Origin of the sequence: Sphingomonas floccifaciens, from assembly GCF_042681125.1 — a bacterium.
Classification (GTDB): Bacteria; Pseudomonadota; Alphaproteobacteria; order Sphingomonadales; family Sphingomonadaceae; genus Sphingomonas; species Sphingomonas floccifaciens.
The window spans coordinates 582,094-597,259 of the sequence record NZ_JBHUFC010000002.1; the positions used below are offsets into that span (position 1 = coordinate 582,094).

At 67.2% G+C, this 15,166-nt stretch carries 12 protein-coding genes; 11 read left to right on the forward strand and 1 reads right to left on the reverse strand.

Annotated elements, in window-relative coordinates; genetic code table 11:
* Window position 1: 1 nt before the first annotated feature.
* The 11 genes from ACFSC3_RS05640 to ACFSC3_RS05690 all read left to right on the forward strand — a co-directional run bounded on the left by ACFSC3_RS05640 (window position 2) and on the right by ACFSC3_RS05690 (window position 13,794).
* Entirely contained in the window at window positions 2-1,270 is a 1,269-nt protein-coding gene (locus tag ACFSC3_RS05640) for a spinster family MFS transporter (RefSeq protein WP_380939421.1), read from the forward strand.
* Window positions 1,267-2,871, forward strand: a complete 1,605-nt coding sequence (locus ACFSC3_RS05645; RefSeq protein ID WP_380939422.1) for a carboxylesterase/lipase family protein — start codon at window positions 1,267-1,269, stop codon at window positions 2,869-2,871. Before ACFSC3_RS05640 ends, ACFSC3_RS05645 begins: the two co-directional genes overlap by 4 nt.
* Window positions 2,868-4,424, forward strand: a complete 1,557-nt coding sequence (locus ACFSC3_RS05650; RefSeq protein ID WP_380939423.1) for an AMP-binding protein — start codon at window positions 2,868-2,870, stop codon at window positions 4,422-4,424. The genes ACFSC3_RS05645 and ACFSC3_RS05650 overlap by 4 nt, the downstream gene beginning before the upstream one ends.
* Window positions 4,425-4,456: 32 nt before the next feature.
* Window positions 4,457-5,137 (forward strand): TetR/AcrR family transcriptional regulator, encoded by a 681-nt coding sequence (locus ACFSC3_RS05655; protein ID WP_380939424.1) that lies wholly within the window; start codon window positions 4,457-4,459, stop codon window positions 5,135-5,137.
* Between the two features lie 87 nt (window positions 5,138-5,224).
* Window positions 5,225-6,115 carry an SDR family NAD(P)-dependent oxidoreductase gene (locus tag ACFSC3_RS05660; RefSeq protein ID WP_380939425.1) on the forward strand — a complete coding sequence of 297 codons (891 nt, stop codon included), beginning with the start codon at window positions 5,225-5,227 and terminating at the stop codon, window positions 6,113-6,115.
* Between the two features lie 126 nt (window positions 6,116-6,241).
* Entirely contained in the window at window positions 6,242-8,308 is a 2,067-nt protein-coding gene (locus ACFSC3_RS05665; protein WP_380939426.1) for a TonB-dependent siderophore receptor, read from the forward strand.
* A complete protein-coding gene (locus ACFSC3_RS05670; RefSeq protein ID WP_380939427.1) occupies window positions 8,308-8,853 on the forward strand; it encodes a hypothetical protein in 546 nt (181 codons plus the stop codon). The genes ACFSC3_RS05665 and ACFSC3_RS05670 overlap by 1 nt, the downstream gene beginning before the upstream one ends.
* On the forward strand, window positions 8,850-10,310 hold the full coding sequence (locus ACFSC3_RS05675; RefSeq protein ID WP_380939428.1) for a PepSY-associated TM helix domain-containing protein: 1,461 nt from the start codon (window positions 8,850-8,852) through the stop codon (window positions 10,308-10,310). The genes ACFSC3_RS05670 and ACFSC3_RS05675 overlap by 4 nt, the downstream gene beginning before the upstream one ends.
* Before the next feature lie 57 nt (window positions 10,311-10,367).
* The gene (locus ACFSC3_RS05680) at window positions 10,368-11,114 is read left to right on the forward strand and encodes an ABC transporter ATP-binding protein (RefSeq protein WP_380939429.1); all 747 of its coding nucleotides are present in this window, start codon (window positions 10,368-10,370) and stop codon (window positions 11,112-11,114) included.
* Window positions 11,111-12,547, forward strand: a complete 1,437-nt coding sequence (locus tag ACFSC3_RS05685) for an ABC transporter permease (RefSeq protein ID WP_380939430.1) — start codon at window positions 11,111-11,113, stop codon at window positions 12,545-12,547. The genes ACFSC3_RS05680 and ACFSC3_RS05685 overlap by 4 nt, the downstream gene beginning before the upstream one ends.
* Entirely contained in the window at window positions 12,547-13,794 is a 1,248-nt protein-coding gene (locus tag ACFSC3_RS05690) for a DUF3526 domain-containing protein (protein ID WP_380939431.1), read from the forward strand. The genes ACFSC3_RS05685 and ACFSC3_RS05690 overlap by 1 nt, the downstream gene beginning before the upstream one ends.
* Here the strand turns inward: ACFSC3_RS05690 and ACFSC3_RS05695 are convergent.
* A complete protein-coding gene (locus tag ACFSC3_RS05695; protein ID WP_380939432.1) occupies window positions 13,782-15,122 on the reverse strand; it encodes an ABC1 kinase family protein in 1,341 nt (446 codons plus the stop codon). The two genes, ACFSC3_RS05690 and ACFSC3_RS05695, sit on opposite strands and share 13 nt — an antisense overlap.
* Between the last annotated feature and the right edge of the window lie 44 nt (window positions 15,123-15,166).

Genomic DNA, 15,166 nt, shown 5'->3' on the forward strand with positions numbered 1-15,166 from the left:
AGTGGCAAGCGCCGCCGCCACGATCGCCCCGGCCCGACGCCCCGGCGTCGTGCTGGCGGTGCTGACCTTCGTCTACATCCTCAATTTCCTGGATCGGCAGCTGATCGGCATCCTCGCCAAGCCGATCCAGGATGCGCTTCAGATTACCGACGGACAGCTCGGCCTGATCGGCGGCCTGTATTTTGCGATGTTCTACTGCTTCATCGCGATCCCGGTCGGATATCTGGCGGACAAGACAAATCGCGTCGGGGTGCTGTCGCTGGCCTGTGCGATCTGGAGCGGCGCGACGGTCGCGTGCGGGCTGGCCAACAATTATGCGCAACTGGTCGTTGCGCGGATGCTGGTCGGGTTCGGCGAGGCGGGTGGCGTGCCGCCATCCTACGCGATCATCACCGACACCTATCCGCCGGGCAGGCGCGGGGCCGCGTTCGGCATCTTCAACATGGGTCCGGCGATCGGCGCCGCGGCCGGCGTCGCCTTTGGCGCGGCCATCGCACAGCGGTTCGGCTGGCGGATGCCGTTCATCGTCGTCGGGGTGATCGGCATCGTCACCGCGCTGCTCGTTCGCCTGATGGTGCGCGAGCCGGCGCGGGGCACTTTCGATGCGGTGCAGCTGGAGGACAAGGCGCGCTTCTGGCCGACGCTGCGCATGTTCTTCTCGAATCCGACATTGATGCTGGCGGCGCTCGGCAGCGGGGCGACGCAGTTCGTCACCTATGGCCTCGGCAACTTCGCGGTCCTGTTCCTGATGCGCGACAAAGGCATGGTGCTGGGCGAAGTGGCGGTCTGGTACGCGCTCGTCCTGGTCGTCGGCATGGCCGGGGGCATGATGCTGTCGGGGCGAATCATTGATCGCATGACGCGCACCTCGCGCACCGGATATGCCGTCGCGCCGGCCGCGTCGCTCGCCATCGCCATGCCATTCTACCTCGCCTTCGTCTGGGCGCCGACCTGGCCGCTGGCGTTGATGCTGCTGACGGTGGTGATGGTGTTTAACTATTTCTACCTCTCCGCCTCGGTCGCTCTGGTGCAGGAAGAGGTGCGGCCCGACCAGCGGGTGCTGTCAGGGGCGCTGCTGCTGCTCGTCATGAACTTCATCGGCCTGGGTCTCGGGCCGACCTGGGTCGGCTTCGCCAGCGACTGGTTCAAGGCGCAGGGCGCGACGCTCTACCTCCAGTCGGCGCTTTATACGCTCACGCCCTTCTACCTGATCGCCATCGGTCTGTTCGTCACACTGGCACGGCGGCTCGGCCGCGAGGTTCGCGCATGAAAATCCTGATCACCGCCGCGCTGCTCGCAAGCGCCGCTCCCGCTGTCGCACAGACCGTTTTCGCGCCCGCAGGGGCCGTCGAGGGCACGACCGAGCACGGCCTGAGCGTCTTCCGCGGCATCCCTTACGCCCAGCTGCCCGGGCGCTGGCAGCCCCCGGTCGCGCTGGAGCAGTGGACCGGTGTGCGCAAAGCGACGCGCTTCGGCCCGGCCTGCGTCCAGCCACGCCCGACCAATGCGGGCATCTATACCAACCCTCCCGCGGCGATGAGCGAGGATTGCCTGACGCTCAACATCTGGAAGCCGAAGCAGGCGAAGTCGCTGCCCGTCCTCGTCTGGATCCACGGCGGCGCGCTGGTGTCGGGCTACAGCCATGAGCCGATGTACGACGGCGCGAAGATGGCGGCGCAGGGCGTCGTCGTCGTGTCGATCAACTATCGCCTCGGCATCCTCGGCTATCTCGCGCATCCGGCGTTGAGCGCGGAGAGCCCGGACGGTGTGTCGGGCAACTACGGCCTGCGAGACCAGATCGCGGCGTTGCACTGGGTCAAGCGCAACATCGCCGCGTTCGGCGGCGATCCGGCGAACGTCACAATCGCCGGCGAGTCCGCCGGTGGTCTGAGTGTCATGTATTTGATGGCCAGTCCTCAGGCGCGCGGACTCTTCGGCAAGGCGATCGCGCAGAGCGCCTATATGATCTCGACACCCGAACTGAAGGCGAGTGCCCATGGCATGCCCTCGGCGGAAAGCGCTGGCACAGCCATACAGGGCGCACTCGGCGTGGCGGACCTCGCGGCGATGAGGGCGATGGATGCCGAGAAGCTGACCATGACGGCCGCCGCGAAGGGCTACGGCCCTTGGGGCACCGTCGACGGCAAGTATCTGACCCGTCAGCTGGCCCAGACATGGGACCGCGGCGAGCAGGCGCCGGTACCGCTGATCGCCGGATTCAACGCCGGGGAGACACGGTCGCTGAGGATGCTGGTCCCGCCCGCACCGGCAAACGCGGCGGCCTATGAGGCGACGATCCGCGCCAGATACGGCGACCTCGCCGACGCCTTCCTGCGCCAATATCCGGCCGCCAGCATGGGCGAGTCGATGCTCGCGACGACGCGTGACGCGCTCTACGGCTGGACGGCGCAGCGGCTGGCGATCGGCCAGACCGCGATCGGGCAGCGCGGGTATTTCTACTTCTTCGATCATGGCTATCCGGCGTCCGACGACGCCGGGCTCCACGCATTTCATGCCGCCGAAATTCCCTATGTCTTCGGCACGCCCGACAAGACGCCGGCGCTGTGGCCGAAGGTGCCCGACACGCTGAAGGACCGGCGGATGTCGCAGGCGATGCTAGGATACTGGACGTCGTTCGTGAAAACGGGCGTGCCTGCCGCCGCCGGCCAGCCCGTTTGGCAGCCCTACGGAGCGTCGGGCAACTATATGGCGTTCGCGGTCGCGCCCGAGCCCCGGCAAAAGCTGCTGCCCGGTATGTTCGCGCTGCACGAGGCGGCGGTGTGCCGCAGGCGGGCGGCGGGGGACCAGCCGTGGAACTGGAATACCGGCATCCTGTCGCCGGTCCTCGTAAAGTCGGCGGGCTGCAAATGATCGATGGCAGCATGCAGGATTTTCCGCTGACGCTCGATCGTTTCCTCGATCACGCAGCGAAATGGCATCCCGACGTCGCGGTTGTAACCGCGGGGGAGGGCGGTGAGGTCGCGCGGGTCGGCTATGCCGCGCTGAGGGACCGCGCGCTTGGCGTGTCGTCGGTGCTGGCCAGGCTGGGCGTCCGTACCGGCGACCGCGTCGCGACGCTTGCCTGGAACAGCGCCGCGCATGTCGAGGCGTGGTATGGCGTGATGGGGATGGGCGCGGTGTGCCACACGCTCAATCCACGCCTTACCGCCGACCAGCTGGCCGCGATGGTCCGCCAGTCGGAGGCGCGCGTGCTGATCGTCAGCGCCGACCTGCTGCCCCTCGCGCGTGCGGTTGCGGAGGCGGCGCCGACCAATGCGCATGTTCTGACGATCGACGGCGACGAAGGCACGCCGCTCGAACCGCTGATCGCGGCTGCGTCGCGGGACGCAGTGTGGGGCGACGTCCCGGAGACCGCGCCGTGCGGCCTCTGCTTCACATCCGGAACCACCGGCGCACCGAAGGGCGTGACCTACACCCACCGGTCGAGCTTCCTCCATACGCTGCGGCTGTTGCAGGTCGATACGATGGCGATCTCTGCGGCCGATACGGTGCTGGCGGTCGTGCCGATGTTCCATGCCAATGCCTGGGGCCTCCCTTTCGCGGCGCCCGCAGCGGGGGCGACATTGGTCCTGCCGGGGCGGAAGACCGATGGGGCGAGTCTTGCCAAGCTGATCGCGAGCGAGAGCGTGACGGTGGCGGTCGGCGTGCCGACGGTGTGGCTCGGGCTCGTCGAACATCTCGATGCGACCGGCGGCGAGTTGCCATCGCTCAAGCGCATTATCGTCGGCGGCGCGCCCTTGCCACCGGCGTTGATGGAGCGGATCGAGGCGCGGCTGGGCGTCGAGGTGCAGACGAGCTGGGGGATGACCGAATTGTCGCCGTCCGGCACCGTCGCACGGTTCGGCGACCCGGATCGCTCCGCCGCGCATTCGGGCAAGCCCGCGATCGGCGTCGACTTGTTGCTGACCGACGCGAACGGCACGCCGCTGCCCGACCAGCGCGATGGCGAGGGGCATCTCCATGTCCGCGGGGCGGCGGTGGTCGATCGCTACTTCGGCCAGGCCGATAGCGCCTGCACCGCCGACGGCTGGTTCACGACCGGCGACCTCGCGCGGATCGACCGGGCCGGGAACCTCACCATTACCGGCCGCGCCAAGGATCTGATCAAATCGGGCGGCGAGTGGATCAACCCCGCCGAGATCGAAGCCGTCGTCGGCGCGCTGCCACAGGTGTCGCTGGCCGCGGTTATCGGGCGGCCCGACATGAAATGGGGCGAGCGCCCGATCCTGCTGGTCGAGATGCGCGAGGACGGGGTCAGCGATACCGACCTGCTCGGCGCCTTGAAGGGGCGCGTCGCGTCGTGGTGGATTCCCGACACGGTCGTGCGGCTCGACGCGATGCCGCTCGCACCGACCGGCAAGATCGACAAGCTGCGCCTGCGGTCCGAATTCGGCACGACTTGACGGCGGTGGTCGCGCATCCGACAGACATAGGTGTGTCCGACACCGTGAAAGCCCCCCGCCGGTCGAAAAAGGCCGAACAGCGCGCCGAGACGATGGAGCAGATCCTCGATGCGGCCGAATATCTGTTTTCCAAGCATGGTCTGCACGGCGTCACGCTGAAGGATGTCGCCAAGCGGGTCGGCGTCCACCACACGCTGCTCAACTATTATTTCTCCGACAAGACGACGCTGTTCGACGCCGTCTTCTCCCGCCGCGCGGTCGTCACCAGCGAACGGCGGATGCAGGCGCTCGACGCCTATGAGGCGGCGTGCGGTGACACGCCGACCGTGGAGGGCGCGTTGCGCGCGTTCCTCGACACCGACCTCGACCTTTATATCGAGGGCGGGGAGGGGTGGAAGAACTACGCCGCACTCGGCGCGCAGGTCGCCAATACGCCCGAATGGGGGGCGGAATTGATGGACGAGCATTTCGATCCCGTCGTCCTGCGCCTGATCGACCTGCTGAAGCGCGCGCTGCCGAACTGCGCCGAGGCCGATATCTTCTGGGGCTATCACTTCGTCACCGGCGCGCTGATGCTGACGCTGGCGCGGACGGGGCGTATCGACAAATTGTCGCACGGACTGTGCAAGTCCGACGATTTCGTGGCGGTGAAGGACCGGATGGCGTCGTTCATGGCCGCCGGCTTCCTGCAAATCTGCGAGACGAAGAGGTAGCGCCCTATCGCGGCAATTCATTCACTCTCTTGATAGCGAATAATTGCCAGTGTAGCGTCTGGCGATAATTTTCAGAGAGGATTCCTTATGAAGCTCGCAAATCGTGTCGCGATCGTAACCGGAGCCGGCGGCGGGCTGGGCCGGGCCCATGCCCTTTATCTCGCCGGGCAGGGCGCACGTCTGGTGATCAACGATGTTTCGGCCGACAACGCCGCCTCGGTGGCCGCCGAGATTTCCGCCGCCGGTGGTGATGCGATCGTCGCCGCCGGTTCGGTCACCGACGAGCCGGCCGTCGCAGCGATGGTCGAACAGGCGCTGAGCCGCTTCGGTCAGGTCGACATCCTCATCAACAACGCCGGCATTCTGCGCGACAAGAGCTTCGCAAAGATGACGATGGACGAGTTCCGCCAGGTAGTCGACGTCCACCTGATGGGCGCCGCGATCTGTTCGAAGGCGGTGTGGGAGGCGATGCGCGAGCGCCGCTATGGCCGTATCGTCATGACGACGTCTTCGTCGGGCCTCTACGGCAATTTCGGGCAGGCCAATTACGGCGCGGCCAAGATGGCGCTGGTCGGCCTCGCCCAGACGCTGGCGATCGAGGGCGAAAAATATAACATCCGGGTCAACTGCCTCGCGCCAACGGCGGCGACGCAGATGACGCATGGCGTGCTGTCCGACGAGAGCCTGCGGATGCTCGACCCGGCGCTCGTCAGTCCCGGTCTGCTGCCGCTCGTCGCCGAAGACGCGCCGACGCGCGCGATCCTGTGCGCGGGCGCCGGGCATTTCGCCGCCGCGCATGTCACGCTGACCGAAGGGGTCCAGATCGGTGGTGGCGCCGATGCCGGAGAGGCGGCGCAGCGTCGGTGGTCAGAGATCACGGATCGCACGGGTGAGATCGTGCCCGGTTACGGCTTTACCCAGGCCGAGCGCGAAGTCGCGGCTGCCGGCCGACCGGGTCTGCTGTCAGCCACCGCATGACGTGCGCTATTGCGAGGCGGTTGCATTAGGAGATTTGTGGGGCTAGGGGGTCGCAACACCTTGAGTCGAGACCAAAATGACCCCTGCGATTTCCTTCTGCTTGCCACCACCGCCGTGACTGATCCGGTGACGAACGACACCGACCCGCAGACACGGGGTGATGTCGTCGTCACGGGTACGCGCGACGAGGCGAGCGAAGGCACGGGCGATTATGCGACCGCGACCAGCCGCACCGCGACGCGGCTCGGCCTCAGCCAGAAGGACACGCCGCAGTCGATCAGCGTCGTCACCCGTACCCAGATCGACGACTTCCGCCTGACCGACGTCAATACGCTGCTCCAGACCACGACCGGTGTGAACGTCCAGGCGGTGGAGACGGACCGCAGCTATTATTCTGCGCGCGGGTTCGAGATTTCGAACTTCCAGCTCGACGGCATCGGCCTGCCGTTCGCCTTCAACGTCCAGAGCGGCGCGCTTGATACTGCGACCTATGACCGGGTCGAAGTGCTGCGCGGCGCGAACGGGCTGTTGTCGTCGACTGGCAACCCATCGGCGACGATCAATTTCGTCCGCAAGCGTCCGGGCACGCAGTTTGCCGGCAGCGCGAGCGCACTCTACGGATCGTTCGATCAGAAGCGCATCGATGGCGATCTGACGGTGCCGGTGACGGCGAACGGTCGTGTTCGTGCGCGGCTGGTCGGCGCCTATCTCGACAGCGACGGCTATCTCGATCGCTATTCGGTCAAGCGTTCGATCCTGTACGGCATCACCGAGGCCGACCTAGGCGCGAACACCACGGTCGCGGTCGGTTACCAGCGGCAGGACCACCGGACCCGCGGCGGCCTGTGGGGCGCGTTGCCGCTCTATTATACCGATGGCTCCCCGACGAACTACGCCCGCTCGACCAGCACCTCGGCCGATTGGACGCGCTGGAACGTCCTCGATCAGCAGATCTTCGGCGATGTCACGCATGACTTCGGCAACGGCTGGAACGGAAAAATCTCGGTCATGCGCCGCGCGATCGACGAGGACGAAGAGCTGTTCTACGTCTATGGGGCGCCCGATCGGACGACGGGCCTGGGGCTATTCTCCTATGTCGGTGCGTTCAACGGCCCGACGCGCGAGCTGACGACCGACGCCTATCTGTCGGGTCCGCTGACCGTCTTCGGGCGCAAGCATGACGTCGTGTTCGGCGTGAACCGCGGCGTGTCGCTGCTGAAGCAATATTCGAGCTATCCGGCGGGCACCGGCATCTCGCTGTCCGGGAACACCGCCTTCGAGGGGCAATTCCCCAAGCCGTCCTTCGGTCCGTTCACCCTCAGCGCCGATACCAAGAATGTGCGTGAGAGCGTCTATGGCCTGATCCGGCTGAACCCGGCCGATGCGCTCAAGGTCATGGTCGGTGGCAACGTGACCCGTGCGGTCGCCCGCGGCGTCAGCTACGGGGTTGCCAACAGCTTCGAGCGGACCCGCGTGCTGCCCTTCGCCGGTGCGACGCTGGCGCTGAGCCAGCAGGTCAACGCCTATGTCAGCTACGCCACGATCTTCAATCCGCAGCGCGAACTCGATGCGAACTTTCGGACGCTCGACCCGATCGAGGGCGATAACATCGAGGCCGGGGTGAAGGGCGAGTGGTTCGCCGGGCGACTGAATGCCAGCGCGTCCGTTTTCCGCGCGCGCCAGAACAATACCGCCGAAAGCCTGCGGTTCGATACGGTGTCCGGCCAGCAACTCTACACGACGATCGATGCCAAGTCGGAAGGCGTCGAATTCGACGTCGGCGGGCAGGTGCTTCCTGGCCTGCAACTGACCGGCGGCTATACCGCGCTGCGCATCCGCAATCCGGCCGGCGCGTCCGTCCGGACCTATGTTCCGCGCAACACCGGCCGCCTGAACGCGGTGTGGACGCCCGAGGCGCTGCCGGCGCTGAAGCTGGGTGCGGCGCTGCAATATCAGAGCCGCATCACCCGCGACCAGCAGAGCACGACGCCGGCCGGCGCGCCGATCTTCACCACGCAGGGCGCCTATGCGACCGTCGATGCGATGGCGCGATACGACTTCAGCGACGCGGTGTCGGTGACGGCGAACGTCCGCAACATCACCAATGCGAAATATCTGACCAGCCTCTTCTGGGCGCAGAGCTTCTATGGCGCTCCGCGAGCCGGCACGGTGACGCTCGGGCTGAAGTTCTGATGAGCCTGCCCGCGGCCCTGCTGCTCGTCGTCATCGGCATCGTCCTCGTGCGGGCCGGTTGGGGCGGGCGGCGGGGGCTGGCGTGGGTTGGTTGGGCGATCATCGCCATCGCCACGACGATCCTGATGATGCGCGATGGCGCATGGGGAGCCGCCATCGCGGCGACGGCCATGATGATCGCAGCACTGGTGGTGCTGGCGCGGGAGGGGCTCCGCACGGCGCCAACCCGATCGGTGCCGCCGCGCGCGCCCGCCAGCGTCACGCTGCCGCAGCGTGCGCTCGGCGTCGGGCGACGTCTGCTCGTGTTCGTCCTCGTCGTGCCGATCGGGGCGGGCGCGGCCTATCTGTTCGCGATGGGGGCAGAGGGGGCCGCCGCGCGTCTTGGCTGGCAACCCGCCGACCGGACCGCACTAGCCTTCTTCGTCGCGCCGATCGCCTGGACGATCCTGGCGAGCATCCAGATGATCCAGCCGGGTCCGGCCCGTATGATCCTTCCCCCCGTGGTCTGTGCGCTGGCCGGACTGCTGCTATGGTGGCCGCTATGAAGCATGATCCGATCGCGGTGCCGCAAGCGACGCTGGTCCAGCGCGCGCTCGGGGGGCATGCGGCGCTGGGGCTGCTGGCGGGCGGGTTGCTCTATCTCATCGCGCTGTCCGGGATGCTGGTCGTCATCGGCGAGCGCTGGCAACGCTGGGAACAGCCGAGCATCGCAGAGACGCCGGTCATGACGCCAGATGCGGTCCAGGCCGCCGTCGCGACCAAGGCGGCGATCGATGCGAAGGCCGGCAAAGGTCCGAGCACGCATCTGTACGTGAAGATGCCGACCGCCGACCTGCCGCGTACCGTCGTGACCAGCGATCACGGCGCGATCTATGTCGACCGCGACGGACGCGACGCCGGGGCGGAGGCGCATGCCTGGACCGAGTTCCTCATCAACCTGCACACCTACCTCCACCTGCCGACGACGATCGGCATCATCCTGGTCGGCGCGCTGGGCGTGATGCTGGCGGCGTTGGCGATCACCGGGGTTGTCGCGCACCCGCGGATACTGCGCGACGCCTTTCGCTTGCGCGCGCGTGGTAACCGCCAACTCGCACAGGCCGATTGGCACAACCGCCTGGGCGTCTGGACGCTGCCGTTCGTCGTCGCGCTGGCGGTGACGGGCGCGGTCATCGGCTTGTCGAGCGTCGGTGCCGATCTGCTTGGAAAGCGCTACTATGGAGGCGACACGCTTGCCGCCTATGCGCCGATCTTCGGCGCGGAGCATCCGGTCGACAAGCGCCCTGCGCCGCTGCCCGACGTGGCCGGGCCGCTACGCCACATGGCCGCCGCCTATCCGGAGGCGACCCCGACCTATGTTACGATCCACGATCCGGGGACGCGCGGGCAGAACATCCAGTTGCTGGCCGAACATGAGCGTCGCCTGATCTATGGCGAGGCCTATCACTTCGATGCCGCCGGCCGATATCAGGACCGGCTCGGGCTGTCCGACGGCCCGCTCGGGCGACAGGCCGCGGCGTCGCTCTACAATCTTCATTTCGGCAAGTTCGGCGGGCTGATCGTCCAGATCGCCTGGCTGGTGATGGGACTCGCGCTGTGCGTCGTCACCGCGACCGGCATGTCGCTCTGGCTGCAGAAACGTCGGCGGCGTGGCTTGCCGAGCCCGCGGCTGGAGGGGTTCTGGACGATGGTCGTCTGGGGCACGCCGGTCCTGATCGTCGCCACGCTTTGGCTGCGCGCGGCGGGCGGGGCGGAGATGCCGATCGTCGGGGCCTTCTGGATCGGTCTGACTATGCTGACGGCGGCTGGCATGGTCGTGCCGGCTCTGGCCGATGCGCGTGCGCTCCGAGTGGCCCTCGCGGCTATGATCGCGGTTACCGCAGTGGTTCATTTCACGCTGACGCCGCTCGATCTTGTCAGCGTCTGGGCGATCGATGCGGTGCTTTTGGCGGTCGCTTCCGGATTAGTTGCTGTCGAGATGCTCAGGCGCAAGGTAGCTTAGTGAAATGATACAACATCACGGTTGACGTCCGCGGTTCGGGCAAGGCAGAGGGACCGGATGCAACCCGCCAGTTCATCCGACGCCTCGCCTGAAATCGCCATCGACGATGTGACGCTGTCCTACGGCAGCCACCGCGTACTCGACGGACTGTCGCTGAAGATTCCCGGCGGCGAAATCTACGCACTGCTCGGCGGCAACGGCGCGGGCAAGTCGACGACCTTGTCGGCGCTGCTTGGTTTCGTTCGGGTCGACACGGGCACGGTGCGCGTCGGCGGGGTCGATCCGGCCGACGAGTCAGATGCGGCCCGCCGGCGGATCGCCTATCTGCCCGAGAATGTGGCGCTCTACGAACATTTGAGCGCCATCGAGAACGCAGATTATCTGCTGTCACTGTCCGGAACGCCCCGTTCGCGGAATCAGATCGTCGAGGCGCTGGCGGCGGCGGGATTGCAGGACCGTGCGTTCGACCAGCGGCTGGGCGGCTTTTCCAAAGGCATGCGGCAGAAGGTCGCGATTGCGGTTGCCCTCCTGCGTGAGGTGCCGGTCCTGTTGCTCGACGAGCCGACATCCGGGCTCGATCCGCGCGCGACCGCCGACTTCAACACACTGCTCCACGACGTGCGCCGGCGGGGGACGGCGGTGCTGATGGTCACCCACGACCTGCTCTCCGCCGCAGACGTCGCCGACCGCATCGGCTTCCTCGAACGCGGGCGGATCACCGACGAAGTCGCGGCCGAGGGCGAAGCGCGGTTCGACGTCCGTGCGCTACACGATCGTTTCGGTCGACAGGCGCTGGCGGCATGAGTGCGATTTCGCTGATCGCGCGCGACGAACTTCGACTGATGCGGCGCAACCGCGTTGCGGTGACCGCGGTCGTGCTGCTGCTGGTCCTGACCCTAGTCGCCGTCGTCACGTCCTGGACCCATCAGCAGGGCATCGCCGAAACGCGGGCAAAGCATCAGAGCGAGGCGAACCATGCGTTCGAGGCGCAGCCCGACCGGCACCCTCACCGTGTCGTCCACTATGGTCATTTCATCTTCCGCCCGCTGGGGCCGCTCGCCGCGTTCGATCCGGGCGTCGACGCGTTCACCGGCAACAACATGTTCCTCGAAGGTCACCGCCAGAACACGGCGAACTTCGGCGACGTGCGGCAAAGCTCGCTGCTGGTGCGCTTCGGCCAGTTGACGCCGGCCTTCGTGCTTCAGTCGGTGGCGCCGTTGCTGCTCATCTTCCTCGGCTATGGCGCCGTCGCGCGTGAGACCGAGCGGGGGACATTGCGGCCGTTGATGGTGCAGGGGGCGTCTGCGCGCGATATCGTGTTGGGCAAGCTCGGCGCGCTATGGCTCGTCGCCGTGTTGGTTGGTCTGCCGGCGATGATCGGGTTCGTCCTGATCTCGGGCCAGCCGGGGGCGCTCGCGGGACCGATGGCGATCATCGCGCTGGCCTATGCCGCCTATCTGCTGCTGTGGGTGGTCGTCATTACGCTGGTGTCGATGCTGGTTCGCCGCCGGCGTGATGCGTTGCTCGCCTTGCTGGCGATCTGGGCGGTGACGGTCGTGCTGTTGCCGCGCGTCGCCCCGGACATCGCGGCGCGGGCCTATCCGCTGAGCAACCGCCTGCAGACCGACGTCGCGATCGCCCGCGATCTGCGCCGGATCGGTGACAGCCACAACCCCGACGACCCGCACTTCGCGGCGTTCAAGGCGGCGGTGCTCAAGCGCTACGGCGTCACGCGGGTCGAGGATCTGCCGGTGAACTACAAGGGCCTGCTGGCGCTGGAGGGGGAGGCGATGACCAGCCGGTTGTTCGACAGCTATGCGAAGCGCGACTTCGCCGCACAGGCCTCGCAGAACGCACTCGTTGCCGGCGTCGGCTTGTTGAGCCCGACCATCGCCCTTCGCCAGGCATCGATGGCGGCGGCCGGAACGGACTTCGCGGGGCACCGCCGGTTCCTCGAACAGGCCGAGCGCTATCGCTACGACCTCGTTCAACGGCTCAACCGCTTGCAGGCGGACGCCGTCAGCTATGCCGACGATACCGCCAAGGATGCCGGTGCCGACCGGCGCAAGCGGATCGGCGCGGCCAACTGGCAGCGGATGCCCGAATTCGCGTTCCGCCAGCCGGACGCAGAGACTTTGGTGGGTGCCAGCCTGCCTGGACTTGCCGTCGTGTTCGGCTGGCTGGCGGCAGCCGGACTGGCGCTCGTCGTCGCCACCCGCCGGCTGGGGGCGAAGTGATGTCCCTCTGGAGGCACGAGACTCGCCTGCTGCTGCGTTCGCGTCTGGCGAGTGTCGCGCTGATCCTGCTGGCCGTGCTCAGCGCGGCGGCGGTGACCGCCGGCATGGCGGAGGTCGCGCGCCAGCGCGCCGCCATCGCCGCGATCGCGCCCGCCCAGGCCGAGGATATCGGCGCGGTCGCCGACTATATCGATCGCGAGAAGGATGCCGGCAGCGCCGCCTATTACAGCTTCCATCCGACCTGGGACGCGCCGTCACCGCTCGCCTTCGCGGCGATCGGCATGCGCGACGTCGCGCCCTATATCCTTCGCGTGCGCGCGCTCGGGCTGGAGGCGCAAATCTACGACGGCGACACCTACAACCCTGAACTCGCGCTTCCGGGGCGGTTCGACTTCGCCTTCGTTCTCGTCTTCCTGGCACCGCTGTTCACGATCGCACTGTTCCACGACCTGAAGTCGGGGGAGCGCGAAGCGGGGCGGGCGCGGATGCTCGACGCCATGCCGAATGCCCGGCGCTTGTGGTTGCGACGGTCGGGGGTGCGGCTTGCCTTGCTGCTGGCGGCGCTAGTCGTGCCGTTCGTTGTCGGCGCTCTGATATCGGGCGTCGCGCTGCCGACTATCCTGCTGATCGTTGCGGTCGCCGCCCTGTACCTGCTGTTCTGGGTCGGTCTGGCTGCCCTCGTATCGCGGTTGGGGCGAGGATCGACCGCCAATGCGGCGACGCTGGCGGCGTTGTGGCTGGTGCTCGTGCTGGTCGTGCCGACGCTCGGCAATGTGCTCATCAACCGCGCGATTCCGGTGGACGAGGGGGCCGAGATCGCTCTGGCACAGCGCGAGATGGTGCATCACGCCTGGGAAATTCCGCGCGAGGAGACGATGCGCCGCTTCTACGCCAATCATCCGGAATGGGCGTCATCCGCGCCGCTGCCGGTGACCTTCCACTACAAATGGTATTTCGCTTTCCACCAGAACGGGGACGAGAGCGTGGCGAAGCGTGTCGCCGCCTATCGGGCCGGACTGGTGCAGCGGGCGGAAACCGCGAACGCGTTCGGCTGGGTCCTGCCGTCGGTAGGCGTCCAGGCTCTGTTGACGCGGCTGGCACGCACCGACCTTGCCGCGCAACTCGCCTATCAGGACCGCATCCGCGCCTTCCATCGTCGGCTGCGCGAATTCTACTATGGCTATATGTTCTACGATCGGCCGTTCGGTAAGGCGGACTTCGCCAAGGCGCCGCGCTACGACGGCTGATCAGCGCCGATCGCTGCCGCTGCCAGCCCGCGTACGTCAGCGTGCGCCTTAAGGCGCGCCGCAAGCAGCGCGGTGCCGCTGACCTTGCGCTGGACGAACAGGGTCTCGACATTGGGGACATGCCATGTGTCGCGGTCGGCGATCATCGCCTTCGCCTCCTCGCGGACGACGGGCACGAACGCGCGGTCGCCGAAGTCGAAGGCGCCGGGGCGGTTGAGCGCGTCGTCGATTGCTTTGATGATACGGTCGACCGACGCGCGGTGCGCCTCTGCCGCTGCGGCTCCAAGGAAGCCGGTTTCGACCGCAATTTCGCGAATCCGGTCGCGATCACGTGCCAGCCCGGCCTGGATCAGCCGTCGATAGGCGTCGGCGGTGTCCGGTGGCACGGCACGGGTGGCACCGAAGTCGAGCAGGACCAGTGCGCCCGTCTCCGGCTGCCAGCGATAATTGGCGAAGTTGGGATCGGTCTGCATCACGCCGAAGTCGAACAGTTCGCGCAGGACGAGAGACAGGAGCGCGGTAATCGCTGCATCGCGCGCGGCTTGCGGCGCGTCGGCCAGCGCCTCGATCGATCGGCCCTCGATGAAGTCCATCGCCAGCACCTGACGCGTGGTCAGTGTCGGTTCGAGCTGCGGCACGACATAGCGCGCGTCGCCGGCAAGACGCTCGCGGTACGCCTGCATCTGCCGACCCTCGCGCACATAATCCGCCTCTTCGGCCAGCTGGCGCTTCGCCTCGCCCAGCAGCGGGCTGAGATCGAGTTGGGCCGGCAACAGCCCCGATACCCGAAGCAGGGTCGCGACATTGTCGACGTCGGAATCGATGCTGTCGGAGACGCCGGGATATTGCACCTTGATCGCCAGAACCCGGCCATCCGGCAGGGTCGCGCGGTGGACCTGACCGATCGATGCCGCCGCGATCGGCGACGCGTCGAAGTGGCGGAAGCGGCGCCGCCAATCCTGACCCCATTCCTGTCGCAGCACGCGATCGAGCTGTGCGGGCGGCATGCGATAGGCCTGATTGCGGAGACGGGCGAGTATCGTGGATAGCTCGGCTGGCAATACGTCGCCAGCGTCCATCGAGATCATCTGCCCCAGCTTCATCGCCGCCCCGCGCAGATGCGACAGCCGGTCGGCGACGCGCGCGGCGTTGCCGGGGGTGAGGACGAGGTCGCCCATGCGCGGCCGCTCACCCTTGGCCAGCCGCCGCGCGCCCTCCGCCAGCATCCCGCCGGCGACACCGCCCGCCAGTCGCCCGAACCCGCCGAGTCGGGCCAGTCGGCCGCTCGGCACCGCGCGGTGGCGCGTCGTGTGATCGTCATCGTCCATTGCCGTTCCCAACGTCGCGAGGGGCGGGTGGTGTCCCTGTGTGC